General features: G+C 66.0%; 29 protein-coding genes and 1 tRNA gene. 21 read left to right on the plus strand and 9 right to left on the minus strand.

Annotated elements, in window-relative coordinates:
• The first annotated feature begins 44 nt into the window (after positions 1-44).
• The 10 genes from ssuD (at position 45) to BLA15945_RS03045 (ending at position 6,655) form a co-directional block, all read left to right on the plus strand.
• Positions 45-1,202: an FMNH2-dependent alkanesulfonate monooxygenase gene (gene ssuD, locus BLA15945_RS03000; RefSeq protein ID WP_174991440.1), complete on the plus strand. Its 1,158-nt coding sequence runs from the start codon at positions 45-47 to the stop codon at positions 1,200-1,202.
• Positions 1,203-1,219: 17 nt separating this feature from the next.
• Positions 1,220-2,032, plus strand: coding sequence for an aliphatic sulfonate ABC transporter permease SsuC (ssuC, locus tag BLA15945_RS03005; protein WP_174991441.1), 813 nt, complete (start codon positions 1,220-1,222; stop codon positions 2,030-2,032).
• Positions 2,029-2,988 carry an ATP-binding cassette domain-containing protein gene (locus BLA15945_RS03010; protein WP_174991442.1) on the plus strand — a complete coding sequence of 320 codons (960 nt, stop codon included), beginning with the start codon at positions 2,029-2,031 and terminating at the stop codon, positions 2,986-2,988. Before ssuC ends, BLA15945_RS03010 begins: the two co-directional genes overlap by 4 nt.
• A gap of 57 nt (positions 2,989-3,045) precedes the next feature.
• Positions 3,046-3,261: a TOBE domain-containing protein gene (locus BLA15945_RS03015; RefSeq protein ID WP_006476104.1), complete on the plus strand. Its 216-nt coding sequence runs from the start codon at positions 3,046-3,048 to the stop codon at positions 3,259-3,261.
• A 144-nt stretch (positions 3,262-3,405) separates the two neighbouring features.
• Positions 3,406-3,603: a hypothetical protein gene (locus tag BLA15945_RS03020; protein ID WP_059234572.1), complete on the plus strand. Its 198-nt coding sequence runs from the start codon at positions 3,406-3,408 to the stop codon at positions 3,601-3,603.
• A 55-nt stretch (positions 3,604-3,658) separates the two neighbouring features.
• Positions 3,659-3,904: a hypothetical protein gene (locus BLA15945_RS03025; RefSeq protein WP_174991443.1), complete on the plus strand. Its 246-nt coding sequence runs from the start codon at positions 3,659-3,661 to the stop codon at positions 3,902-3,904.
• A 130-nt stretch (positions 3,905-4,034) separates the two neighbouring features.
• Entirely contained in the window at positions 4,035-5,021 is a 987-nt protein-coding gene (dusA, locus tag BLA15945_RS03030) for a tRNA dihydrouridine(20/20a) synthase DusA (RefSeq protein ID WP_059234568.1), read from the plus strand.
• A 54-nt stretch (positions 5,022-5,075) separates the two neighbouring features.
• Positions 5,076-5,151, plus strand: a tRNA-His gene (locus tag BLA15945_RS03035).
• Positions 5,152-5,376: 225 nt separating this feature from the next.
• Positions 5,377-5,607, plus strand: a complete 231-nt coding sequence (locus tag BLA15945_RS37930) for a DUF6566 family protein (protein ID WP_059234434.1) — start codon at positions 5,377-5,379, stop codon at positions 5,605-5,607.
• A gap of 532 nt (positions 5,608-6,139) precedes the next feature.
• Positions 6,140-6,655, plus strand: coding sequence for a GNAT family N-acetyltransferase (locus BLA15945_RS03045; RefSeq protein WP_174991582.1), 516 nt, complete (start codon positions 6,140-6,142; stop codon positions 6,653-6,655).
• Positions 6,656-6,742: 87 nt separating this feature from the next.
• Here BLA15945_RS03045 and BLA15945_RS03050 read toward each other — a convergent pair whose 3' ends face one another.
• On the minus strand, positions 6,743-7,207 hold the full coding sequence (locus BLA15945_RS03050) for a plasmid fertility inhibition factor family protein (RefSeq protein ID WP_059234430.1): 465 nt from the start codon (positions 7,205-7,207) through the stop codon (positions 6,743-6,745).
• A gap of 301 nt (positions 7,208-7,508) precedes the next feature.
• Here BLA15945_RS03050 and BLA15945_RS03055 point away from each other — a divergent pair, with 301 nt between their 5' ends.
• The gene (locus BLA15945_RS03055) at positions 7,509-7,904 is read left to right on the plus strand and encodes a hypothetical protein (RefSeq protein WP_059234429.1); all 396 of its coding nucleotides are present in this window, start codon (positions 7,509-7,511) and stop codon (positions 7,902-7,904) included.
• A gap of 707 nt (positions 7,905-8,611) precedes the next feature.
• Here the strand turns inward: BLA15945_RS03055 and BLA15945_RS03060 are convergent.
• Positions 8,612-9,355, minus strand: a complete 744-nt coding sequence (locus BLA15945_RS03060) for a DUF695 domain-containing protein (RefSeq protein ID WP_174991445.1) — start codon at positions 9,353-9,355, stop codon at positions 8,612-8,614.
• 184 nt (positions 9,356-9,539) lie between these two features.
• Here BLA15945_RS03060 and BLA15945_RS03065 point away from each other — a divergent pair, with 184 nt between their 5' ends.
• The 3 genes from BLA15945_RS03065 (at position 9,540) to BLA15945_RS03070 (ending at position 10,896) form a co-directional block, all read left to right on the plus strand.
• A complete protein-coding gene (locus BLA15945_RS03065; RefSeq protein ID WP_174991446.1) occupies positions 9,540-9,848 on the plus strand; it encodes a phosphatidylserine/phosphatidylglycerophosphate/cardiolipin synthase in 309 nt (102 codons plus the stop codon).
• A gap of 46 nt (positions 9,849-9,894) precedes the next feature.
• Positions 9,895-10,134 carry a hypothetical protein gene (locus BLA15945_RS37935; RefSeq protein ID WP_407045083.1) on the plus strand — a complete coding sequence of 80 codons (240 nt, stop codon included), beginning with the start codon at positions 9,895-9,897 and terminating at the stop codon, positions 10,132-10,134.
• Between the two features lie 288 nt (positions 10,135-10,422).
• Positions 10,423-10,896: a VOC family protein gene (locus BLA15945_RS03070; RefSeq protein ID WP_059234425.1), complete on the plus strand. Its 474-nt coding sequence runs from the start codon at positions 10,423-10,425 to the stop codon at positions 10,894-10,896.
• 85 nt (positions 10,897-10,981) lie between these two features.
• On the opposite strand, the gene BLA15945_RS03075 is transcribed toward BLA15945_RS03070, so the two are convergent.
• Positions 10,982-11,953, minus strand: coding sequence for a sensor domain-containing diguanylate cyclase (locus BLA15945_RS03075; protein ID WP_174991447.1), 972 nt, complete (start codon positions 11,951-11,953; stop codon positions 10,982-10,984).
• A gap of 262 nt (positions 11,954-12,215) precedes the next feature.
• Between BLA15945_RS03075 and BLA15945_RS03080 the strand changes: the two genes are divergently transcribed.
• Positions 12,216-12,443, plus strand: a complete 228-nt coding sequence (locus tag BLA15945_RS03080; RefSeq protein ID WP_059234419.1) for a hypothetical protein — start codon at positions 12,216-12,218, stop codon at positions 12,441-12,443.
• Positions 12,444-12,593: 150 nt separating this feature from the next.
• Here the strand turns inward: BLA15945_RS03080 and BLA15945_RS03085 are convergent, their stop codons facing one another.
• A complete protein-coding gene (locus BLA15945_RS03085) occupies positions 12,594-13,217 on the minus strand; it encodes a phospholipase D family nuclease (RefSeq protein ID WP_174991448.1) in 624 nt (207 codons plus the stop codon).
• 336 nt (positions 13,218-13,553) lie between these two features.
• Positions 13,554-14,042, minus strand: coding sequence for a winged helix-turn-helix transcriptional regulator (locus BLA15945_RS03090; protein ID WP_174991449.1), 489 nt, complete (start codon positions 14,040-14,042; stop codon positions 13,554-13,556).
• Between the two features lie 187 nt (positions 14,043-14,229).
• On the opposite strand from BLA15945_RS03090, the gene BLA15945_RS03095 reads away from it, so the two are divergent.
• Both BLA15945_RS03095 and BLA15945_RS03100 read left to right on the plus strand, forming a co-directional pair.
• Positions 14,230-14,667 (plus strand): PaaI family thioesterase, encoded by a 438-nt coding sequence (locus tag BLA15945_RS03095; protein WP_059234414.1) that lies wholly within the window; start codon positions 14,230-14,232, stop codon positions 14,665-14,667.
• 143 nt (positions 14,668-14,810) lie between these two features.
• Positions 14,811-15,863 carry an NADP(H)-dependent aldo-keto reductase gene (locus BLA15945_RS03100; RefSeq protein ID WP_059234412.1) on the plus strand — a complete coding sequence of 351 codons (1,053 nt, stop codon included), beginning with the start codon at positions 14,811-14,813 and terminating at the stop codon, positions 15,861-15,863.
• Between the two features lie 77 nt (positions 15,864-15,940).
• Here the strand turns inward: BLA15945_RS03100 and BLA15945_RS03105 are convergent, their stop codons facing one another.
• Together BLA15945_RS03105 and BLA15945_RS03110 are read right to left on the minus strand one after the other, a co-directional pair.
• On the minus strand, positions 15,941-17,227 hold the full coding sequence (locus BLA15945_RS03105; RefSeq protein ID WP_174991450.1) for an MFS transporter: 1,287 nt from the start codon (positions 17,225-17,227) through the stop codon (positions 15,941-15,943).
• A 35-nt stretch (positions 17,228-17,262) separates the two neighbouring features.
• Positions 17,263-18,684, minus strand: coding sequence for a M20 family metallopeptidase (locus tag BLA15945_RS03110; RefSeq protein ID WP_174991451.1), 1,422 nt, complete (start codon positions 18,682-18,684; stop codon positions 17,263-17,265).
• A gap of 166 nt (positions 18,685-18,850) precedes the next feature.
• Between BLA15945_RS03110 and BLA15945_RS03115 the strand changes: the two genes are divergently transcribed.
• From BLA15945_RS03115 to BLA15945_RS03130, 4 genes are all read left to right on the plus strand, one after another.
• The gene (locus BLA15945_RS03115) at positions 18,851-19,804 is read left to right on the plus strand and encodes a LysR family transcriptional regulator (RefSeq protein ID WP_174991452.1); all 954 of its coding nucleotides are present in this window, start codon (positions 18,851-18,853) and stop codon (positions 19,802-19,804) included.
• Positions 19,805-19,868: 64 nt separating this feature from the next.
• The gene (gene mnmH, locus BLA15945_RS03120) at positions 19,869-20,996 is read left to right on the plus strand and encodes a tRNA 2-selenouridine(34) synthase MnmH (protein WP_059234405.1); all 1,128 of its coding nucleotides are present in this window, start codon (positions 19,869-19,871) and stop codon (positions 20,994-20,996) included.
• Positions 20,993-22,051, plus strand: coding sequence for a permease (locus BLA15945_RS03125; protein ID WP_059234403.1), 1,059 nt, complete (start codon positions 20,993-20,995; stop codon positions 22,049-22,051). Before mnmH ends, BLA15945_RS03125 begins: the two co-directional genes overlap by 4 nt.
• A 96-nt stretch (positions 22,052-22,147) precedes the next feature.
• Complete coding sequence (locus tag BLA15945_RS03130) at positions 22,148-22,570, plus strand: hypothetical protein (RefSeq protein ID WP_059234401.1); 423 nt, start codon at positions 22,148-22,150, stop codon at positions 22,568-22,570.
• Between the two features lie 36 nt (positions 22,571-22,606).
• Here BLA15945_RS03130 and BLA15945_RS03135 read toward each other — a convergent pair whose 3' ends face one another.
• Both BLA15945_RS03135 and nodI read right to left on the minus strand, forming a co-directional pair.
• The gene (locus tag BLA15945_RS03135; protein WP_174991453.1) at positions 22,607-23,440 is read right to left on the minus strand and encodes an ABC transporter permease; all 834 of its coding nucleotides are present in this window, start codon (positions 23,438-23,440) and stop codon (positions 22,607-22,609) included.
• 6 nt (positions 23,441-23,446) lie between these two features.
• Positions 23,447-24,361, minus strand: coding sequence for a nodulation factor ABC transporter ATP-binding protein NodI (gene nodI / locus BLA15945_RS03140; RefSeq protein ID WP_059234397.1), 915 nt, complete (start codon positions 24,359-24,361; stop codon positions 23,447-23,449).
• Positions 24,362-24,618: the final 257 nt, after the last annotated feature.

Below are 24,618 nucleotides of genomic sequence, written 5' to 3' on the forward strand. Positions count from 1 at the left end.
GTTTTTTCAAAATTTCGGCAGTGACAGTCAAGCAGGAGCAGCAGATGAACGTGTTCTGGTTTATTCCCACGCATGGCGACAGCCGCTATCTCGGCACGGCCGAAGGCGCGCGCGCCGCGGATTACGACTACTTCAAGCAGGTCGCGGTAGCGGCCGATACGCTTGGCTACGACGGCGTGCTGCTGCCGACCGGCCGCTCCTGCGAGGATGCGTGGGTCGTCGCGTCGAGCCTTATTCCGGCGACGCAACGCCTGAAATTCCTGGTCGCCGTGCGCCCCGGCATCGCGTCGCCGGGCCTCGCGGCGCGGATGGCCGCGACGTTCGACCGCCTGTCGGGCGGCCGCCTGCTGATCAACGTCGTGACGGGGGGCGATGCGACCGAGCTCGAAGGCGACGGCCTGTTTGCCGATCACGACACCCGCTACGAGATCACCGACGATTTTCTGAACATCTGGCGCGGGCTGCTGACCGCATCGCACGACAACGGCGGCTTCGACTACATCGGCAAGCACCTGCAGTCGAAAGGCGGCAAGGCGCTTTATCCGCCCGTGCAGCGTCCGCATCCGCCGCTGTGGTTCGGCGGTTCGTCGCCGGCCGCCCACGCGATTGCCGCCGATCACATCGATACCTATCTGACCTGGGGCGAGCCGCCCGAGGCCGTCGCGAAGAAGATCGCCGACATCCGGGCCCGCGCCGAAGCGCGCGGTCGCAAGATCAAGTTCGGCATCCGCCTGCACGTGATCGTGCGCGAGACCGAGGACGAAGCATGGCGTGACGCCGAACGCCTGATCAGCCGTCTCGACGACGACACGATCGCGCGGGCACAGCAGGCGTTCGCGAACATGGATTCGGAAGGCCAGCGCCGGATGGCGGCGCTGCACGGCGGCAAGCGCGGCGGTCGCGATGCGCTCGAGGTGTATCCGAACCTGTGGGCCGGCGTCGGCCTCGTGCGCGGCGGTGCCGGCACGGCGCTCGTCGGCAATCCCGAGCAGGTCGCGGAACGCATGCGCGAATACGCGGATCTGGGCATCGAGACGTTTATCCTGTCCGGCTATCCGCACCTCGAGGAGTCGTATCGCTTCGCCGAGCTCGTGTTCCCGCTGATCAAGGGCAAGGGCGCAGAGAAGGCGACCGGCCCGCTGTCGGGGCCGTTCGGCGAGATCGTCGGCAACAGCTATCTGCCGAAGGCGAGCCAGAGCTGAGCGTGAGGAGGCCTGCGATGACAACGAAAACGTCGACGACGGGCGCCGTCGTGGCGGCCCGCGCGTGGCGCGGCGTCGCGCCGTGGCTCGTGCCGCTCGCGCTGCTGGTGGTATGGGAAGTCGGTGCGCGCACCGGCTGGCTGTCGACGCGCGTGCTGCCCGAGCCGGTTGCGGTCGTGCGCGCGGCCTGGTCGCTCGTGACGTCGGGCGAAATGTGGGCGAACGTGAAGGTCAGCACGTGGCGCGCGTTGTTCGGTTTCGCGTTCGGCGGCGGCGTCGGCCTCGCGCTGGGGCTCGCGACCGGCCTGTCGAAAGCGGCCGAAGTGGCGCTCGATTCGACGATCCAGATGATCCGCAACATCCCGGCGCTCGCGATGATTCCGCTCGTGATCCTGTGGTTCGGCATCGACGAGAAGGCGAAGCTGTTCCTCGTTGCGCTCGGCGTGTTCTTCCCGGTCTACATCAATACGTATCACGGGATCCGCTCGGTCGACGCGAACCTGATCGAGATGGCGAAGAGCTACGGCGTGCGCGGTTTCGCGTTGTACCGCGACGTGATCCTGCCTGGCGCGTTGCCGTCGATCCTCGTTGGCGTGCGCTTCGCGCTCGGGCTGATGTGGGTGATGCTGATCGTTGCGGAAACGATCTCCGCGCAGTCGGGCATCGGCTACATGACGATGAACGCGCGTGAATTCCTGCAAACTGACGTGGTGGTGGTCGGCATCCTGCTGTACGCGGTGCTCGGCAAGCTGGCCGATGTGCTGGCGAAATGGCTCGAGCGCGTGACGCTGCGCTGGCACCCCGCGTATCAATCTGGAGCAAAGGCATGAATGCGACGACTTCGGCGGCCGCCTACGGCCCGCTCGCCGGCGCAGACCTCGAGGTCGAGCTGGCGCAGGCGCGCGTCACGGACGGCGACGCGCGTGACGCGGCGATCCTCGAACGTGACGGCGGCGCATCGGTCGTGCCGCTTGCGCGGCGGCGCGCGGGCAGCCCGGCGCCCGACGACGCGGTGACGCTGTCGGGCGTCAGCAAGCGGTTCGGCGCCCGCACGGTGCTTGACGACGTCGAGCTCGGCATCGCACGCGGCAGCTTTGTCGCGATCGTCGGCCGCAGCGGCTGCGGGAAATCGACGCTGTTGCGTCTCGTCGCGGGACTCGAGCAGCCGAGCAGCGGCGCGCTCGTGACGCGCGGCGAGGGCGGCGGCGTGCTCGATACGCGGATCATGTACCAGGATGCTCGCCTGCTGCCGTGGAAAACGGTGCTGCAGAACGTGATGCTGGGCCTCGGGCGCGGTGCACGCGACGAGGCGCGTGCGGTGCTCGATGAAGTCGGCCTGCTGGAGCGCGCGAACGACTGGCCCGCGCAACTGTCGGGCGGCCAGCGGCAGCGCGTCGCGCTGGCCCGGGCGCTCGTGCACAGGCCGCAACTGCTGTTGCTCGACGAGCCGCTCGGCGCGCTCGACGCGCTGACCCGCATCGAGATGCATGCGCTGATCGAGCGGTTGTGGCGCGAGCACCGGTTCACAGCGCTGCTCGTCACGCACGACGTGCAGGAGGCCGTCGCGCTCGGCGACCGCATCCTGCTGATCGAGCAGGGGCGTGTGGCTCTCGACCAGCCGGTGCCGCTCGACCGGCCGCGTGCCCGCGCGTCGGCCGCATTTGCGGCGCTGGAGGATCGCGTGCTGAAGCGCGTGCTCGCCGGCGGCCCTGGCGCGGCCGATCAGTACACGGAGCATGAAGCAGACAACGTTCGACCGGTCGGGCAGATCCGCTGGGCCGTTTAATTCCGGGCGGCTCCGGCCGCCCGTTCTGAGACTTTTTTCTTCGGAGCGATCATCCCGATGAGCATCACTGCAATCAACGTACGTAATCAGTTCAAGGGCAAGGTGAAGGAGATCATTCGCGGCTCCGTGGTGTCCGAGGTCGACGTCGAGACGCCGTTCGGCATCGTCACGTCGGTAATCACGACCCGTTCGGTCGACGAACTCGAACTGAAGGTCGGCGCGGAAGTCGTCGCGCTCGTGAAGTCGACGGAAGTTTCGATCGCGCGTCTCTGAGCGCGCATGTCCTGCGCCGGTGCTGTGTCGGCGGGCGGTGCGCCCGTTGACGCCGCACCGGCATTTCATCGGCGCGTTTGCCTCGGTATTCGACCTCCGGACGAAGTGCTAGGATGGAGCGACACCGACGCCGGAGGCCAACGCATGACCCCCATCCTTTCCCCCGAAGCCATCGAGGCGCTGAAGTGGATCGACCAGTTCGGCGAAAGCCGGCCGGTTCCCGCCGCGTTCGACGACGTCGTCTATGCGTTGCTGAACGAGGGGCTGATCTATCAGGCGACGGCCGACCGGGTCGACCTGACGGCCGATGGCAAATCCTTTTTGTCCAACGAATACGATTGAGCGCACGGCGCCGGCTGCACAGGCGGCCTGGCGCCGCGTCGCCACGGAGCGTGCGATGGAACCGAGAGGCAGCGACCTCGGCGATTTCAGCGAGCCGTACCGCGGTTTCGAGATCGAGGTGAAGACCGAGCAGGTCTGGGATGGCGAGCATGCGCACTACCGCGTGCTGCAGGGCGATGCCGTGCGGATCGACTGGCGGCTCGTCAAGGTCGACGGGATGTTGCTGACCGAGCGGCGCGTGCTCGAGCGCGTGTTCGACGAGGCGCGCCGGGCGGTCGATGCGGAGCTGGGCGACGCGTAGCGCGCTCGCCGGGCAGGCACGGCCCGTATTGCGGTAAAATATCGGGTTGTTTCCGCGCCGCCTGGCCTGTTGCCCGATTTCCATGTCCGTTCCGTCCTCGCTTCCTCCCCGCCGCGTCTCCGTCGCGCCCATGCTCGACTGGACCGACCGTCATTGCCGGTCGTTCCACCGTACGCTGACGCGCAACACGTGGCTGTATACGGAGATGATCACGACGGGCGCGCTGCTGTTCGGCGATGCCCAGCGGCATCTCGCGTTCACGCCGAGCGAATCGCCGATCGCGCTGCAACTGGGCGGCAGCGAGCGTGACGATCTCGCGCGCGCCGCGAAACTCGGCGAGCAGTGGGGCTACGACGAAATCAACCTGAATTGCGGATGCCCGTCCGAGCGCGTGCAGCGCGGCGCGTTCGGCGCGTGCCTGATGAACGAACCGCAACTCGTCGCCGACGGCGTGAAGGCGATGCGCGACGCGGTGTCGGTGCCGGTGACGGTCAAGCACCGGATCGGCGTCGACGCGGTCGAGGATTACGCGTTCGTGCGAGATTTCGTCGGCACGGTGGCCGAAGCCGGTTGCGAAACGTTCGTCGTGCATGCGCGCAACGCGATCCTGAAGGGGCTGTCGCCGAAGGAGAATCGCGAGATTCCGCCGCTCAAGTACGACTATGCGTATCGGTTGAAGCGCGATTTTCCGTCTCTGGAGATCGTGATCAACGGTGGCATCACGACGCTCGACGAAGTCGCGCAGCATCTCGAGCACGTCGATGGCGTGATGCTGGGCCGCGAGGCGTATCACAACCCGTTTGTGCTGGCCGAAGTCGATACGCGCTTCTACGGATCGACCGCCGCGGTGCCGACGCGCGAAGAGGCCGAAGCGCAACTGATCGAATACTGCGCGGCGGAACTGAAGCGCGGGACTTACCTCGGTGCGATCGTGCGTCACGCGCTCGGGCTGTATCGCGGCATGCCGGGCGCGCGTGGCTGGCGTCGCGTGCTGTCCGACAACAAGAAGCTCGCACGCGGCGATCTGGCCGTGTTCGACGAGGCGCGCGCGCATCTGATCGAAGCCGAAGAAATTTTTGAAAAAAAGGCTTTGCAAGATTCAAAAGACTTCGTATAATCTTGTTCTTCGCTGCTGAAACAAAACAGCGAAGAGAAGCAAGCAGTATCAGTGGTGGCTGTAGCTCAGTTGGTAGAGTCCAGGATTGTGATTCCTGTCGTCGTGGGTTCGAGTCCCATCAGCCACCCCAACAAATTCAAGCAAAAAGCCCGGTTCATCGAACCGGGCTTTTTGCTTTCTGGCGCTCGGACGCAGGCACGGCGTAGTGGTTTTTCGTCAGGGCGTCTTTGACGAAGTTGTATGTGCGCATTCAACTCATCGAGCGCAGCGTAGTTTCGGCGTTGATCTTCAAAAGAGCGGCTTCGTAAAGCCGCTTGTCCGACAGCAACATCGGGCGAATGTGCGGGGACACCATATGCACGAAAGAATCGAATGCCATTTCGACGAATTCGATGGTTGCGAAATCATCGTCGAGTCCGTGCAGCCGGCACCCGGCAGCACGTGGATGGCGAACGTTCGGGTTCGCAAAGACGGAGTCGAATCGCCCAGGCGATATGACTTCGACACCGAGTACGAGACCTCGGAAGAGGCGAAGCGGGCAGGCTTCGAAATTGGGCGCGCGATCGTGCGCGACATCAATCGATAGCCCCACTTCCTTGAACTCTGCAATGTGGATGGCGCGGAGGCAAAAGAAGGCCCGAGCCCGATTCGCGCCGCGTTTCCGTTTCGTTGCGCCAGCAACGTTCACACCCATTCGCCTGCGGCACTTCTTCTCCTGCCTAAGGTTTGCCCGCGCCGTGCCGTTATCTTCCCTGGACAGCCCTCGTGCCTCGAATGCTGATCCGTTTTCTTGCCTGCTCGCGTTTCGCGCGAGCAGGCTTTTTTCGTTTAGCGCGGCCCGTCGTTGCGTGATTGGCGGAATCGAGCAGGGACTTGGCACGAACCGACAAAGCGCAACATGCTTACGTTGGTGTAATGTATCGCCTTCCTCGTGCCCTCATGCTTTGCAGGGCCGTTCGATCCCGATGACCGGAGAAGGTGTCGGGATTTTTTTTGCCTGTGCCTACTGCGCGTCGATTTCGCGGCAGCGAGCCACTGCGAAAGGTATGCCGCAAAGCACGGTATATTGTGCGACGAGACATGCCGAGCACCAGCACCAGCAGAAGGAGTTGCCACCGATGCCGGACACCCGGACCACACTGCGCACCGCGACGCCTCGCGACGCGAGCCACATCGCTCGCCTGCACACGCTGAGCTGGCAAACCGCCTACAGCCATATCCTGCCGGCTGCCTATCTGTCCGGCGAGGTGCCGACGGAACACGCGGTCCGGTGGCGCAAGTATCTCGATCGCAATGAGGACGAGTGGGGCCTCGTGCTGATCGCCGAATCGAATGGCGAACCCGTTGGCTTCGTCAGCGCGGAGCGTCCCGTCGATCCGGCGCTCGGTGTGCTGCTCGACTGCCTGCACGTCCATCCTTCGCATCACGGCAGCGGCACGGGCAAGCGCATGATCGAAGCCGTGCGCGCGTGGGCACGGTCGATCGGCGTGGACAAGGTCCACCTGCAAGTGCTTGACGGCAATGTCCGTGCGATCGGCTTCTACGAACACAACGGCTGGCAACTGGTCACCGTCGAAACGAGCCGCATCGGCCAGACGGAAGTCACCGACCGGATTTACGCGATACAGGCTTGAAGGGCTGCCGGCATCGGCGCGAGCGGCGGCGGCGAATGCACCCGCGCCCAGCCGCCATGCAGGGCGAAAGCCGAGCGCAATTGGCCGTTACTCGCCGCAATACCGCATCAGCAAATCGGCCTCGGTTTCGTGGATTTCGACGGGCAAGGTCGTCGCGCCGGCATAGGCGAGATAGCGCGCGCGATGCTGGCCGTTACGGAACGACGCAACGCCGATTTTCGACAGGCCGGGGATGCCGAGCAGCGTGCGCGCTCTCGTCTCGCGAAACGTGATGAATGGCATGTCCGGAATCCGATCCTGGTCCGGATCGAGGAATTCGCGAATGCCCGCGGCTTTTCCAGGGGCCCAGTATTGAACCGATGGCAGCACATAGTCCGTGGTATCGCGGTCGGCGCACGCCAGCAGCTTCTTCAGGTCGATCGTCACGACCCGGTGTCGCGAGTCGTCGGACGAGAATACCCGCTTGAGGTGCGTATAGGCATAGGGGGTATGGCCGGGAAGCTGGATGATCCAGACATCTACGCCGCTCTGTTGTGCGTGGGCGAGTGTCATTATTTCCTCTGGTGGCGCAAGCGGTCTCGGTGGTCCGAGTTTAGCAGTGCGATTAACGCTGCGGTGCAGGTCGATACCGGAAATAGGAAAACGGAGCGACCTGCAGCGGAACCGGAAGCGCGGAACGGACGGATGCGGCCATGCGGTTGCAATCCATATCGACAGGCCACGCGGATATCGTGATACTGCCAGCGGGAATGACGCGTTGCGTGACATTCACGCAAGATTCACACAGTGCCGCGAAGTGCGTCAGGCGCCGGGCTTCATTAGAACCGAGAGGGCAGATTGAGCGGGGAAAGCGATGTCATCGAAATTTGAGATCGAATATCTCGATTACTGTTTCACTGCGGCGCTCGAAATCAGGGCGTCCGGCCGTACCGCCGTTGTCGACTGGCAGCTCGCATCCGATGCGCGAAGCAAGACGCTCGCGTGGCTCGTGTTCGACCGCTTTCTCGAACGAAATGATTTCGCCGACGAAGAGGATGCGCGTGCCAATATCGTCGACTGGCTGGAGCGGCTTGCCGATCCGAGGTCTGGTGCATCGGCCGAAATCGGGAAGGCGAGTGCGGTTGCTTCGGGGGCGCTGGCAACAGACTCGTCGACTGCCGATATCGTCGGCGAGACCGTCATTGAAATCGTTAGCGATCTCGACTGGATCGATATGGTTGCCGACTGGTTTTCCAGTGGGTTGTCTTAATGAAAAAGCGGGTTTTCATGACGAAAGTCATTGTATTCGCGAAATTCGGCACGAATGAATGAAGCTGGAATTGCATCGCTCAAAAAATAGAATAATCCTGCTTTGACAGTGTCGGTGACTTATCCGACACTGCGCTCGGGGCTGAAAAATCCACTCGAATTAAAACAACGCGTACTGCCGGAAATGAAATGAAAAGAAGGGCGCTGCCGACAGGCTGCACTGCGATGCCGGTCGTCGTCAGCGAAGGCGGCAAGACATGCGTCGCGCCCGAGCCATGACGTTCCCTGGCGGCACGCGAGCGGGCCGGTTGCCGTCACCTTGTCACCAAAGGGTGAGTTGCCGCACAGACCGTCGCGCGACCCGCGATCACAATCCGAACGGTTGACCGTTCTTCCCCGGCCCGGTCAACCGTTTCCCCGCTCGCTCGCGCAGGAGCGGGGGCTTTTTGCCCGCCCGACGCCGGAAGGCTGCGTCGGCGGAACCGGGCAGGCGTTCGGCAGGCTGCACAACGGTATTGATTGCGCGCCCGAGCATCCGATCGCCTGACCCGCACGAATCGCTTTCCTCGTGCCTGAGCGAACCCTCAGGCCCGTCGCCGGTTTCGGCCGGCGATGCCTTGATCCCGGCGGCGCGTAACAACGCTGCCGGGATGTTTTTTGCGTCGCATGCATGGGATCGTGCCGTGCGCAGCGGTCATGCCGATTCGTTCAACCGGCCTGTTCGACGCTGGTTTCCCATCCGTCGTAGTCCCCTCCGAGCGCGCGCACTTCGCGATTGATCACGAGCGTATGGCGCGTGATGTCTGCCAGCGTCGTCGCGCCTTCGTGCGAAAACCGCACGGCCGACTTGCCGTCTTCGGTCGGCGCGACCGATTCGACCGGATAGCCTTTCGCTTCGGCCCAGTCCGCGAACTGGTGCGCGTCGCTCGGGTCCGGGAAGTACGCCCAGTGCATTACGCACCGGCTCACGTCGCCGGCATCGCCTTGCTGGCGCAGCGCATCCAGCACGCGCATGTCGCGCATGATCTGCCAGTCGTCGTCGGTCGGGTAAAGGGTCTGCCAGTAGGTTGCCTTGTCCGGATCGTCCTGATGGGCGTACTGAAGCGCATAGGTCGTCTGGTCGGCCAGCGCGTCGACGATCTCCGCCGCGGCCTCTTCGTCGAACGGCACGTAGAAAAGAAAATCCCGGTTGCCGTCGACGGTGATGCGGCCGACCTGCACGCCGCCTTTCGCGGTGATCGCGGCATCGAGCAGATCCTCGATCTTCGCGAGATCGGCGAATTCGTCGCCGGTCGGCAGGCCTTCGGGCGACGGATGCGCGAAGGGCACGCGGACGCTGAGCAGCGACGTGCGCGGATCGCCTTCGGCGATTTCCGCAAAGCCGTGATTGAAGCTGATGAAGGCCTGATGGTCGCCCATTCTGGCAGGGAAGGTTCCCCAGGCGTCGCTCATGTGTTTCTCCCGTACACGATTGTCTGTTGACGGTTGCAAAGCGTCCCAATGTATCATCGAAAATCGCGTTGGCCGGAGCAGCGCGCATGATCGCGGGCCGTGCGGGTAAGGTCTGCGCGTTCCGGGCTGTCCGCGATTCGCCGCCCGTGTGCGGCGGACCGCGAAAAATTCAAGGGAGATGCCGATGTCGACGTTTGCAGTGAATGGTGTCCGAATCGATCCGCTCAGCGCGCGCGTGACGCACGTGCGCTGGGCGGCCGTGAATCCGGCCGATCGCTCGTGGGCGGTGGCGCCGAGCGAAGCGCCGGTGGCAGACGTGGCGCGCGCACTCGCGTCCGGCAACGATGTTCGCGCGATCTTCTCGGCATCGGACGCCACCGCGATCGGGCCCAGACTGAAACGCGTGCTGTATCGCGATGCGTCGGAAGGCATCGAGCTCGACATCGATGCAACGAGCGAGTCGCGCACGTTGCGCGATTTGCCGCAGATCTGACGGCGAGCCGGTACCCGACGCACATCGCGCCAACGCGCACGCAACCGTGCTCCGATCCGTCATCGGCCCATCAGCATTCGCGCTGTGTCTGGCGCTTACCGCCTGCCAGGCCGCGTCCGAGCGGGCGCCCGTCCAACCGTCGCCCGAAACCGCGTCGGCAACCGTTCCTGCGTCGTCGCCGGCCGCGCCGATTCGCGGCATCGGCCTGGCCCCTTCTCTGGCAGGGCAGAGTCACTGGGTCGTCGGTCAATGCACGAGCAACGGCACCGTCAAGGTATGTAATTGACCGGCGTCGGCGGAGCGGAGCCTGATCCGTGCAAGCGAGCGCGGTACTCTGCCATGGCGCCGCGTCGATGGGCCGGTTGCCGTCAGTTCGGAAGGCAGGACGACGAGACTGACAGAACGGGCCGATGAGGCCCGCACTGCGCGCCGCGCACCGCGGCACTCAAGAAAACAAAAAAATCCAGGGTGCCATGTCGATTTCCGTCGGGGTCGTCCGTCGTAGCATCGGAGGCGTGCGCATCGCGCGTCCGTCCCGATTTTCGATACGACAACCGACTGAAGGAGCGACACCATGTCCACGTCCGTCAAGCCGATCCCGGAAGGGATGCGCACGCTGACACCGCATCTGATCTGTGCGGGCGCGGCCGCAGCCATCGATTTCTACAAGCGCGCATTCAATGCGAGCGAACTGTTTCGCCTCGCGATGCCCGACGGCAGGCTCGCCCACGCGTGCCTCGCGATTGGCGATTCGACACTGATGCTGGTGGATGAAATGCCCGAGCACGGCGCGCTCGGGCCGAAGGCGCTGAAGGGCACGTCGGTCTGCCTGCACCTGTACGTGCCGGACACCGATGCGGCGATCGCGAAGGCGGTCGCGGCCGGCGCGACGGTCACGATGCCGGCCGCCGACATGTTCTGGGGCGATCGGTACGGACAGGTCGAGGATCCGTTCGGGCATCGCTGGTCGCTCGCGACGCACCAGCGCGACCTGACACCCGAACAGATCGCGGCGGCAATGGCCAGCGCGCCGCCGTGCGGGAGCTGAACAGACGCGGTCACACAGTCGCGTAGCCGCGGTCGAGCGACTGCGCGGCGGCCCGGGCCGCCGCGTGCGCCCGGACCGATCACGGTCATGCGCCGGCTGTCTTGCCGCGCTGCTTGTCTTCGTACATCAGGCGATCGGCCGATGCCAGCAGGTCGGCGACGGTGTGATGGCGTGCAGGATCGTAGGCAACGTGCCCGACGCTGAACCGGATCGCATAGCCGCGTGCGTCGGCAGCGTTGCGCAACGCGAGCGCCTGCGTCACGCGTTCGACCGGCTCGGCGACGTCGGCCGGATCGGCGGCGCTCAACAGCACGACGAACTCGTCGCCGCCGAGCCGTGCGATGACGTCGCTGTCGCGCAGCGCGCCCGTCAGCGTGTCGGCGAACGCCTTGAGCGCGCGGTCGCCTTCTGCATGGCCGAAGCGGTCGTTGATCGCCTTGAAATCGTTCAGGTCGAAGAACAGCAACACGGCGTGACGACCGAGGCGATCGCACAGGCTCAGCACGTGGCGGGCGAGGATCTCGAAGCCGCGCCGGTTCGTCAGTTGCGTGAGTTCGTCGGTGGTCGCGAAATGCAGCGCGGCGATTTCGCGCTCGGTCATGTGGGCGAGATCGCCGAGCAGCGCGAGCTCTTCGGGTTCGAGCGAGCGCGGCCGCGTGTCGATCAGGCACAGCGTGCCGATGGGCGCGCCGTTCGGCGCGGCGAGCGGCCGGCCGGCGTAGAAGCGGATGCCGGGCGTGCCGGTGACGAGCGGGTTATCGTGGAAGCGGTTGTCGTTCAGTGCGTCCTGAATCACCATCGTGTCGCCCGAGAGCAGGGCGTGAGCGCAGAATGACACGTCGCGCGACGTCTGCGCGGCGTCGAGACCTGCATGGCTCTTGAACCACTGGCGATTCTCGTCGACGAGGCTGACGAGGGCGATCGGTACGTCGAACAGCCTGCGTGCGAGACGCGTCAGGCGGTCGAAACGCTCTTCGGGCGGCGTGTCGAGGATCGACAGCGAATGAAGCGTATCGAGCCGGGCCGCCTCGTTGGCCGGTTTCGGTGCGATTTGCATGGGCCTGGCCTTGTCCCGGCTGCATCGCCGGTCACGGGATCGTATGTCGGACAGTATCGCGCATTTGTCGATGCCTCGCCACGTCGCGCGTCTCGCCGCGGTGTGGATCGGCTCTGTCGGGATCGGTGAAGATGCGGTGAGAAGTGGTGGTCATCGGTCCACGTTTCGTTCCGATGCGGAATCGGATGCGCGATACCTCAAGGTGGTCGTCGCCGTGCCGTAAATAGGGCGAGTCCAATCGTTCATCGCATCCCATCGCACCATGGTTCGAATTCTGTACGCGGGCTATCTCGCGTTTGCGCTGTATCTCATTTACCCGATGGTCCAGAGCGCGCTGGCATTCAGCACCGATTGCGTGAGCAACGTGCTGCCGGGAGGCGCTCACGGCCTGTCTGCGAACTCGGCAAGCGGCGCGGACGGGCACGCGAACCGCTGCGCGCCGTCGGCACATGCCGGCGCCGCGACCGGGCGGGCGCCTGACATCCATTGAATGCAGCGACGTCGTGCGCGACGGGCAATCCGCGGTGCGGTGCGCTGGCCATTCGGCCGAATTGAACGCCGCGCCACGCTCGCCGATCATTTGCGACAGGGCGGATCGAATGCGGCCGGTCGGGCGCCGGTTGAGCGCGCGTGTCGTGCGTCAGTAGCTGGAGCGGTACGGCGTGCCCTGGTCGAAGCGGCTTTGCCAGTGCGTGAGATAGCGCGACGCGAGTTGCGGATTGTTCCAGACCACGACGACGTTCTCGGAGTTGCGGCTCGCGGCCGACGCGCTGTAGTTGAACGAACCCGTTTCGACGTGTTCGGCGTCGATCACGAGGTACTTGTCATGATGGATCGCATACGCGTCGATCGTGCGCGTCGGGATCCCCGCATTGACGAGCAGGTTCAGCGCCTGCTTGCTGCTCTTCGCGCGATTGCCCTTGTCGTCGACCACCACCGCGACATTGACGCCGCGTCGTTTGGCGTCAAGCAGCGCGCGCGTGACGGGTGGCGACGTGAACGAATAGGCGGCGACGCGGATCGAGCTGCGCGCAGCCCCGATCGCTTTCAGCACGAGCGCCTCGGCACCGCCGTCGGGCGAGAACGCCGATTCGACGACCTGGGTTGCGGGGGCTTCGTGAGTGGGGGCCGGCAGCCATCGCGACACGAGGTCGATCGCCTGCTGGAGCAGCGATTCACTTTGCGTCTTGCCGAAGGCGGCGAAGGGTGTGGCGAGCAGGGAAGCGGCGAGACAGGCAGCGGCGAGGCGATTGCGCGACAACATCGTGGACAGCGAACAATTTCGAGACAGCGGGCCGTGAGTGTAACGCACACGCAGTGGCCCGGTCACGCGCGGATGCGAAGCGATTGCTCGCGCGAGGATTGGCCGCAGTGGCGGGGGTGACGCAAAGTTGCGTTGTGCGGTCCGCGGGTGCGATCGGGGCGATCAACGGAGCATGTAGGCGAAGGTGAAGGCGGTGCGATTGCGTTTGCCGTTGCAGGGCATCGGCGTGCGATCAGTACGCGCGCAGTCGGGCGGACTCGACTCGAAACGGTCCGCAGTCGAAGCGCGCGCAACAGGCGATTCGGAGGCGTCGGCCGATCATCCGCATGTTGCACATCAATCCGTGGCTGCGGGTGCCCCGGTTTCGCCGGTGGCGACCCACCCGGGGCCCGGCTCGGGTTGCACGTCGCGGGCGTCGAGCGGTTCGCCGCAGGCCGAGCATACGGTGACGGCGTGCATCAGCTGGCCGCAAGTCCGATGGCGCAATTGCACCGGCGGCCCCTGGCCGTCGTCCTTCCAGCGGTCGCCCCACGCCATCAGCGCGAGCAGGGCCGGGTAGAGGTCGAGGCCTTTTTCCGTCAGCCGGTATTCGAAGCGAGGCGGGCGGTCCTGATAGGCACGCTTGACCAGCACGCCTTCTTCGACGAGCCGTGCGAGCCGTTCGGCCAGCACGTGACGCGTCAGGCCGAGCTGGGTCTGGAACGCATCGAAGCGGCGGCAGCCGAGGAATGCGTTGCGGAGGATCAGCATGGTCCAGCGGTCGCCGAGCACGGCGAGCGTGCGCGCGACCGAACAGTTCAGCGTGCCGATGTCATCCCATTTCATCGTCGAGTCTCTTGCCTGTTGCGGCGGTCTTGCGGCGGTTCAGCGAAATAGCGGGTTCGATTATAGAACCCGCCTTCGGTCGCAACCGGCCAATCCGCGTTGACAACCACCGGTATCGTTGACAATAATGAGTTCCAATTTAGAACTTACTCACGCGGCGACGCGCTTTCAACCCGGAGACAACCCGATGAATCCGCTTTCCCTGTCTGGCCTCGATCTGCTGCGCGCCGCCGTGTCGGGCGATGCGCCGCTGGCGTCGATTTCCGAGACGATTCCGATGCGTCCGCTCGACGTCGAGCTCGGTTATGTGAAGTTTTCGGCACGGGCGGACGGCAGGCACTTGAATCCGCTGGGTGGCGTGCACGGCGGGTTCGCCGCGACGGTGCTCGATTCAGTCACGGGGTGCGCGGTGCATTCGATGCTCGACGCAGGCATCGGCTATGGCACCGTCGATCTGCACGTGAAGATGCTGCGGCCCGTGCCGCGCGACGTCGACCTGGTCGCGGAAGGGCGCGTGATTCACCTGTCGCGTTCGCTGGGCGTCGCGGAGGGCACGTTGAAGACGCCGGACGACAAGATCGTCGCGCACGCATCGGCGACCTGCTTCATCCAGCGGCCGCAGTAACGGCGGCAACGTCGCCGCGTGGGCTGGAGCGTGGCCGTCCGGGGCGGGGGCGAAGGCCGCCTGTAAGCGTTCGCGGCGCCTGTCTGAAGCGACCGCTTCAATGTGATAGCGTCTCTGCTTTCCACCGACGCGACAGGAACAGCATGGAATACCGCACACTCGGCGATTCGGGCATCGAGGTCAGTCTGATCGGTCTCGGTACGATGACGTGGGGCGAGCAGAATTCGGAGCGCGACGCGCACGAGCAGATCGACTACGCGATTGCGCAGGGCGTGACGCTGATCGATGCCGCGGAGATGTATCCGGTGCCGCCGAAACCCGACACGCAGGGGCGCACCGAGCAATACATCGGGACCTGGCTCGCGCAGCATCGTGCACAGCGCGACCGCATCGTGCTCGCGACGAAGATCGCCGGGCCGGCGCGGCAGCCGCACAATCCGCGTCATATTCGCGGCGAAGGCAACCAGTTCGACCGCAAGAACCTGACCGAAGCGCTCGACGGCAGCCTCAAGCGCCTGCAGACCGACTACGTCGACCTCTACCAGCTGCATTGGCCCGATCGCAGCACGACCACGTTCGGCCGTCCCGCCTATCCGTGGGTCGACGACGCGTACACGGTGCCGATCGAGGAAACGCTCGGCGTGCTCGCGGAATTCGTGAAGGCCGGCAAGGTACGCGCGATCGGCGTGTCGAACGAAACGCCGTGGGGCGTCGCGCAGTTCCTGCGCGCGGCCGAGACGCTCGGGCTGCCGCGCATCGCGAGCATCCAGAATCCGTACAGCCTGCTGAACCGTACGTTCGAGAATGGATTGTCGGAGTTCACGCATCGTGACGGCGTCGGCCTGCTCGCGTATTCGCCGCTCGCGTTCGGCTGGCTGTCCGGCAAGTACGAAAACGGTGCGCGTCCGGCCGGTGCGCGCATCACGCTGTTCGAGCGTTTCCAGCGCTACAGCAAGCCGCAGGCCGTGGACGCGACGTCGCGTTACGTCGCACTCGCGCAGCGTCACGGGCTGTCGCCTGCGCAACTCGCGCTCGCGTTCGTCAACAGCCGGCCGTTCGTGCGCAGCAACCTGATCGGCGCAACGTCGCTCGAGCAGTTGAAGGAGAACATCGGCAGCATCGACGTGAAGCTGTCCGACGAGATCCTCGCGGAGATCGACGTGCTGCACGAACGTCAGCCGAACCCGGCGCCGTAAGCGGCGCACGGCCCGCGCGGCAGCGATGCCGCGACGGGCCGCACCGGCGGCGCATCGCTGCGCCGTCGCTTCAGGTGTTATCGCATCTTGAGCCGCGTGCGCGCGACCAGCAGCGCGACGAGGCTCAGCACCGCACACCCCATCAGATAGAGCGCCGGCGACAGCCGGTTGCCGGTCGTGCTGATCAGCCAGGTGATGACGAACGGCGCAAAGCCGCCGAACAGCGTGACGCCCGTGTTGTAGCTGACCGCGAGCCCCGTTGCGCGCGTCTGCGACGGGAACAGCTCGGCCATCAGCGCCGGCAGCGCACCGCAGTACATCGCCTTCAGCACGCCGATCCAGACCAGTGCGGCGAGCATCGTCGCGAACGACGCGTGGCGTGTCAGCCACGCGAACGTCGGCCACACGGTGACGAGCATCAGCAGTGCCGCGACCGCCATCATGCGGATGCGTCCGGTGCTGTCGGACAGGTGGCCGACGATCGGCGTGACGAGCGTCAGCACGAAGCCGGTCGCAAGCGTCGCGGCGAAGCCCGTCGACGCAGGCAGTCCGAGCTGCTTGATCGCGTAAGTCGGCATGTACAGGATCATGTAGTTGATCGCGGTCGAGATCACGAGCGCGCCGATCGACAGCAGCACCCGCACCTTCTGTTCCGCGAACAGCTCGCGCACCGGTGCTTCGGAGCGCGCCTGCGTCTTGAACTCGACGCCTTCGTCGACGTAGCGGCGGATATACAGCCCGACCGGACCGATCGCGAGACCGAACAGGAACGGCACGCGCCAGCCCCAGCTTTCGAGTTGCGCGGGTGTCAGCGTGGCCGTCAGCAGCGCGCCGAAGCCCGATGCGAGCAGCGTCGCGAGGCCCTGGCTCGCGAACTGCCAGCTCGACATGAAGCCGCGCCGCTGCGGTGCGTGTTCGACGAGGAACGCAGTCGAGCTCGCGAATTCGCCGCCGGCGGAAAAGCCCTGCATCAGCCGTGACAGCATGATCCCGAGCGGCGCGAGAATGCCGATCGATGCGTAGGTTGGCATCAGCGCGATCAGCAGCGTGCCGACCATCATCATCGCGATCGACAGCAGCAGCGATGCCTTGCGGCCCGCGCGGTCCGCGTACGCGCCGAGCACGAAGCCGGCGATCGGCCGGATCAGGTAGGACAGCCCGAACGTGCCGAGCGTCAGCATCAGCGACGTCGCTTCGCTCGTCGCGGGGAAGAACAGCTTGGCGATCGTCACCGCGAAGAAGCCGTAGACGATCAGGTCGAACCATTCGAGCGCATTGCCGATCGACGCCGCGAAGATGAGGCGCCGGATCTTCGCGGCGCTGGGACGCGCGGCGTCCTGCGAGGTCAGGGTGGTCGTGTTCATCGTATGTGCAGGTCCCGTAAAAGGGGCGAAGCGCGTTACAGGGCGGCGCCGGCCGCGGCGGGTGCCGCGCGGCGAACGGGCGGCGCGTCGTCGCCGAGATCCCAGAAGAGGCCGGCCATCATCTGCAGCCCCTCGCTGACGACGCTCGCGAGCAGGTGCTCGTCGGGCGCGTGCTGCGAGCACGCCGGGTACGAGTGCGGCACCCACAGCGTCGGCAACCCGAGCGTGTCGGCGAACACCTCGTTCGGCAGCGTGCCGCCGAGATTCGGCAGGATCGCGGGCTTCTTGCCGGTGGTGCGCGCCAGCGACGCAACGGCCCAGCGGACCCACGGATCGTCCGGCGGCACGCGCGTTGCCGGGGCGCCGCGTTCGACGTCGATCTCGATGTCGGCGAAACCGTGCGCATCGAGGTGCGCGCGCAGGTGTGCGGGCAGCGCTTCCCAGTCGGTGCCGACAACGAAGCGCAACTGGCAGTGCGCATACGCGACGGGCGGGATCGCATTGACGGGGTGCTCGGGATTGCCGGCCTTGAACGCGAGGATTTCGAACGTGTTCCAGCCGAACACGCGCTCGGCCGCGGACAGGCCGGGCTCTCCCCAATCGGCGTCGAGCGCCGGATCGCCGGGACCGCCGCCGACGACAAGATCGGCGAGCGCGTCGCGCACGGCGGCCGGGATCGGCGGCGGGCGCAGCCCCTCGACGCGAATGGCGCCGCGCGCATCGACGAGGCTCGCAAGCGCATGCGCGAGCACGATCGCCGGATTGCGCAGCAGTCCGCCCCAGTTGCCGGAGTGATGCGCGCCGTCGCGGGCGCGCAGGCTCAGCTTGAAATTGACCGACCCGCGCGAGCCGAGGAACACGGTCGGGCGTGCGGCGGCGATGCGTGGGCCGTCGGACGCGATCAGCACGTCGGCCGCGAGCGCGTCGCGTTCCTGGCGGCACAGTGCGTCCAGGCCCGGCGACCCGGTTTCCTCGCCCATCTCGATCAGCAGCTTCGCGTTGAAGCCGAGCCGGCCGGCGCGCGCGTCGAGCACGCTGGCGAGCGCGGCCAGGTTGATCGTGTGCTGGCCCTTGTTGTCGGCGCTGCCGCGGCCGTACCAGCGGTCGCCGTCGGCCGTCAGCGTCCACGGCGACAGCGGTGCGCGCCACTGCGCATCGTAGCCGCGCACGACGTCGCCGTGGCCGTAGATCAGCACGGTCGGCAGTGCGTCGTCTTCATGGCGCGACGCGAGCAGGAACGGGCCGCCGCCGTCGACGGGATTGTCGACGATTCGCGACGTGAAGCCGAGGCGGGCCGCCTCGGGCGCGATCTCGTCGGTCAGATAGGCGCGCAGCGCGGCTTCGTTGCCGCTGTCCTGGCTTTCGGTGCGCAGGCCGACGCGGCGGCTCAGGGTCGTGAAGAACGCACCGGATTCGAACTGGTTCAGCGCGTGCTGGATGGCGGCGGTACGGCTCAAGTCGTGTCTCCTCTGACGGGGGGCGCTCCGCGCGCGGATCGCGCACGCAACGTGAAGTGCGATCGATTCTAGAAAGCCGTTTTTTTTGTCACAATGATCGAATTTCGAACCTTTCTTTGCCGAAAAGGCAAAGCAGAGCGGCCAGATGTGGCCCGGGGACAGAACGATGGCGGCTTTCCTGCATGGTCTGGCGTTGCGGTATTTCGTCGAAGTGGCGCGCACCGGCTCGATCAGCGACGCGTCCGCGCGGCTGCACGTGGCCGTGTCGGCGATCAGCCGGCAGATCGCGAAGCTGGAAAGCGAACTCGGTGCGCCGCTGTTCGAGCGCCGGCCGCGCGGCATGGCGCTGTCGGAGGCCGGCGAGCGGCTGCTGGCGTTCGCGCAGCGCAGCCTGCTGGAAGCCGAGCACGTGATGAAGGACATCGGCGGGCTCGACGCGCTGCACGGCAGCCTGCTGAAAATCGCCTGCTCCGAAGGGTTCGCGATCGATTTTCTGCCCGGGGCGCTCGCGCGCTTCAAGGCGCGCCATCCGGGCGTCGATTTCACCGTGTGGGTGGTGTCGCCGGCGGAAGCGACGCGGCGCGTGCGCGACGGCGATGCGGACATCGCGTTGACCTTCAGTCTCGCGCCGGAGAAGGGGGTGCGCGTCGAGCACACCGAGCGTGCGCCGGTCTTCGCGCTGGTGCGGCACGATCATCCGCTCGCGGCGTGCGACGCGGTTTCGCTCGCCGATGTCGCACGGCACGCGCATGTGCTGCCCGAGGCCGGCACGACGGTGCGCCAGCTGATCGACATTGCATGCGCACTCGACGGGCTGCTGCTCGAGCCCGAACTGACGAGCAACAACACCGCGGCGATGTACGGCTACGCACGGCGCACGGGCGCGGTGATGTTCACGGGGCTGCTGTCGGTGCGCGACCGTTTCGATGCGGACGGCTTCGTCGTCGTGCCCGTGACGAACCCGCAACTGCGCGAGCGCAGCATCCAGGTGCAGACGATGGCGGGGCGCGATCTGCCCGCGTCGGTACGCGCGTTCCGCGATCACCTGATCGACGCGATGCAGGTCGCATCGGTGCCGCCGACTGCCGTGCGCGGCCCGAGACGCCCGCCCGTGAGATAATTGTCAATCCGCCTTCCGTGTCCATGCGGCTCATCGAGCCGCATCGCCCCTGTTCGACGCCAAATTGAAGAACCTGATTGTCACCCTCGATCGCGCCGGCGAGTTCGACGAGATCATCGACGTGCGCACGCCGCTCGAGTTCGCCGAGGACCATATTCCCGGCGCGCTGAACGCGCCCGTGCTCAGCAACGAAGAGCGCGTGCTCGTCGGCACGATGTACCGCCAGGTGTCGCCGTACGAGGCGACGCGCGTCGGCGCGGCGATCGTCGCGCGCAACATCGCCCGCCACCTCGACACGACGTTCGCCGACCGGCCACGCAACTGGCGGCCGCTGATCTACTGCTGGCGCGGCGGCAAACGCTCGGGCTCGATGACGACCTGGTTCAACCTGATCGGCTGGAAGGCGCGCCAGCTCGACGGCGGCTACAAGGCGTACCGCCAGTCGGTGTGCGCGACGCTCGATTCGCTGCCGACGCGCTTTCGCTACGTCGCGCTGGTCGGCCATACGGGCTGCGGCAAGACGCGCCTGCTGAACGCGCTGCACGACGTGGGTGCGCAGACGCTCGATCTCGAGGCGCTCGCATGCCATCGCGGCTCGCTGCTCGGTGCGCTGCCGGGCAAGCCGCAGCCGGCGCAGAAGGGGTTCGATTCCGGGCTCGTCGAAACGCTTGGACGTTTCGACCCTGAATGGCCGGTGTTCGTCGAATCGGAAAGCCGCAGGATCGGGCTCGTGCAGTTGCCGATCGCGCTGATCGAAGCGTTTCACGCGGGGCCGTGGGTGCATGTCGACGCGGCGCACGACGAGCGGATCGCGTTTCTTCTCGATGATTACGCGCACCTGTTCGACGAACCGGACGCGTTCAAGGCGCAGCTCCATCGGCTGATCGGCCTGCATAGCCGCGAACAGGTGACACACTGGAAGGCGCTGATCGATGCGAACGCGCGCGCCGAACTGTTCTCCGAGCTGATCGACAAGCATTACGATCCCGCCTACGCGCGGACCTATCGCACGGCCTATAACAAGCCGAACCGGGCGCTGACGTTCACGTTCCGGCCCAACGCGGCCGACGTGCGCGACCAGGCGCGCGCACTGCTGGCCGAACTCGCGCAAACCGGATTGCCCGCATCGGCCGCGCTTGCCGCAGGCGCGAAATCCGCAACCGACACAGACCAATCGACGACCACACGATGACGACCACACGCACCCAACCCAGTCCGGCCCTCGGCTGGATGACCTTCCTGTTGATCGCGGTCGCGGGACTGTTCTATGTGAAATGGTTTCCGTACTACAACAAGGCGTTCGTCGCCGCCGAGCACCATTCGATCGGCCAGTCGATCCTGATGGGCACGTCGGCGACCGCCCCCGAGCCGTCGCTGAAGGCTGCGCTCGATTACGCATGGGCGTACGGCAAGGCGATCTGGCAGGCGATGGTGCTCGGCCTGCTGCTCGGCTCGGCCGTGCAGGCGCTGTTGCCCGCACACTGGGTCGCGCGTGCGCTCGGCCGTACCGGGTTCGGCAGCGTCGCCGCGGGCGGCCTGCTGTCGCTGCCCGGAATGATGTGCACGTGCTGCGCGGCGCCGGTCGTCGCGGGCCTGCGTGCGCGCCATGCGTCGCCGGGCGGTGCGGTCGCGTTTTGGCTCGGCAACACGGTGCTGAATCCGGCCGCGCTGGTGTTCATGGGCTTCGTGCTCGGCTGGCACTGGAGTGCGTTGCGCCTCGTGCTCGGCATCGCGATGGTGTTCGGGATCGGCTATCTGCTGAACCGCATTGCGCGTCCTGAAGACCGCCGCATCGACGACGCGCAGCTCGCCGCGCTGGCGGCCGAGCAGGCCGCGGCCGGCAATCCGTTCGTCCGCTGGGTGAAGCTGCTCGCGCGCATGGCCGTGCGGCTCGTGCCCGAATACATCGTGCTGGTGCTGCTGCTCGGCGCGGCGCGTGCATGGCTGTTCCCGCATATCGGTCCGGACATCGGCAATCATCTCGGCTGGATCGTCGCATTCGCGGTCGCGGGCATGCTGTTCGTGATTCCGACGGCCGGCGAGGTGCCGATCATCCAGGCGATGCTGTCGCTCGGCATGGGCGTTGGCCCGGCCGCCGCGCTGCTGATGACGCTGCCGCCGATCAGCGTGCCGTCGCTCGCGATGCTCGCGCGTTCGTTCAAGCCTTACATGCTGGCGATCGTTGCGACGCTCGTCGTCGTGTTCGGGATCGTGAGCGGCCTGCTCGCGATAGCGTTCGGGTTCTGACGCGCGCCGGCCCGGTTCGATAGCCGTATCCATATTCATCCGGCGCCACCGCTTTACGCGTGCGGCGCCCTTTACAAGTAGCAAACAGGAAAACGCATGACCCAACCGAAGATTCATCCTCGACTCGAAAAGGCGCTGACGCGCGGCGATCTCGCGATCCGCCAGGCCAATTCCGCGCGGGCGACTGCCGTGCTGAACGCACTCGGCACGATGATCATCGAGGCCTCCGCAACGATCGGTGTCGATGCCAGCATCGAAATCCCGCAGGGCGACCGCATTTACGATCCCGTCAACGGCCTGTGGCCGCAGAAGATGCTGGTGTCGTTCGACGGCCCGGTGGACGAGGCCGAAAAGGAAGAGCTGCGCTCGGTCTATCTGGTGGCCGACGATCCGGGTACGCAGTTCCGCGTCGAATGGCATCGCGCGGACGGCAAGCTCGGTCGCCAGGAAGGCGGCCCGCTCGCGACCGTCGCGTTCCTGACCGACGTCGAGATCCCGTGGAGCGACGACGACGAGTAACGTCGTCGCAGGAGCCGGCGCCCGGTGCGCCGGCCGTCAGCGCATCATCCGCCGCCGGAACAGCCACGCGGACAGCAGGAATCCGCCGACCGCGTAGCCGGCGAGCACCGCGACGTGCAGCGCGATGTCGGTCGCCGGCCGGCCGAGCATCGCGGGCCGGATCAGCTCGACCGCGTTCGCGAGCGGCAGCGCTTGCGCCGCGTGCTGCGCGACCGGCGGCAGCTGCGTGATCGGGAAGAACACGCCCGACAACAGCAGCATCGGCGTCAGCACGAGCGTCTGATAAAACATGAAGAAATCGTAGGACGGCGCAAGCGCCGTGACGATCATCGCGATGCTGGCAAACGCGAGGCCCGCGAGCGCGATCACGGGCAGCGCCACGAGCATCGACGGAAACTGCGCATAGCCGAGCGCACCCGCGACCAGCATGATCGCGACCCCCGACAGCATCGCCTTGCTGGCACCCCAGACGATCTCGCCGAGCACGATGTCGCCGAGCGCGAGCGGCGTATGCATGATCGCTTCCCATGTGCGCTGCACGTGCATCCGCGAGAAACCCGAATACATCGACTCGAAGCTCGCGGACATCATCACGCTCGACCCGACCGTGCCGGCCGCGAGGAACGCGATATACGACACGCCGTCGACCTGGCCGAGCATCAGCCCGAGCCCGAAGCCCAGCCCGAACAGATAGATCATCGGATCGGCAAGATTGCCGAACATCGACGCAAGCGCGAGCTTGCGCCAGACGAGATAGTTGCGCCGCCAGACGGCGATCCAGTTGATTGCGTTCGCGGGCATCGCGATCGCGAAGCGTGACGCGCGCGGCGGCGCGGACGGTGTGGCGGCGGAATAGTTGCGCACGTCCATGATCGATCAGTCCTGCATTTCGCGGCCCGTGAGCCGCAGGAACACATCCTCCAGATTGGCCGGGCGATGCAGATAGCGCAACCCAGTACGACCCTTGAGTCGCGCGCTGAGCGGTTCGGGGTCCGTCACATAGCAGAACAGCGTCTCGCCGCTGATCTCGGTGTGCTTCGCGAATGCCGACAACTCGTCGCGCAGCGTGGCCGGATCGGGCCCGTAGATCTCGATCACGTCGCAGCCGATCTCCGATTCGATCAGCGCGTGCGGCGCACCTTCGGCGATCTTGCGGCCTTCCTCGATCACGCACAGGCGATCGCACAGGCGTTCGGCTTCTTCCATGAAGTGCGTGGTGATCAGGATCGTCTTGCCGCGCGCGAGCAGCGAACGCAGCCGCTCCCACATCAGATGCCGCGCCTGCGGATCGAGGCCCGTCGTCGGCTCGTCCAGCACCAGCACGTCGGGATCGTTGACGAGCGCGCGGGCGAGCGTGAGGCGGCGTTTCATGCCGCCCGACAACTCGCCGACCTTCGCATCGGCCTTGTTTTCGAGCTTCGCGAATTCGAGCAGCGGCTGCACGAGTGCGCGTGCGGCCTGCGCCGACATCCCGAAGTAGCGGCTGAACACGAGCAGGTTCTCGCGCACGGTGAAGTCGGGATCGAGATTGTCGAACTGCGGGACGACGCCGACGCGCTGGCGTGCATGCCGCGCGCGCGATGGAACCGGTTCGCCGCATAGGGAGATGGTGCCGGCATCGGGGTGCGTGAGGCCGAGCAGCATTTTCAGGGTGGTGGTCTTGCCGGCGCCGTTCGGTCCGAGCAGGCCGTAGCATTCGCCGGCCTGGACGTTGAAGGACAGACCGTTGACGACGAGCTTGTCGCCATAGCGCTTTTCGACGTTGCGGAAATCGATCGGTGCGACGGACATGGGCATGTTGTCGTTGTGAGCGGGTGCGTTCCGCTGCCCGCCGGCTGGCCGGTTGGCGAACGGATCGGACGAATGCGTGTCACATGGGCATGACCGAAGCGAACGACGCCGGCGCGATATGACCCGCTGGAGTACGGACGAGCCATTCTAGTGCATCGGCTGCGTCTCTTCAGGGCATGCCTGCACGGTGCGATGCATGCGCGCACCGATCGTGCACTGCATCATCGCGCACGCGCCGCGCGGGGCGAATCAGCGTT

Source organism: Burkholderia arboris (assembly GCF_902499125.1).
Lineage (GTDB): Bacteria > Pseudomonadota > Gammaproteobacteria > Burkholderiales > Burkholderiaceae > Burkholderia > Burkholderia arboris.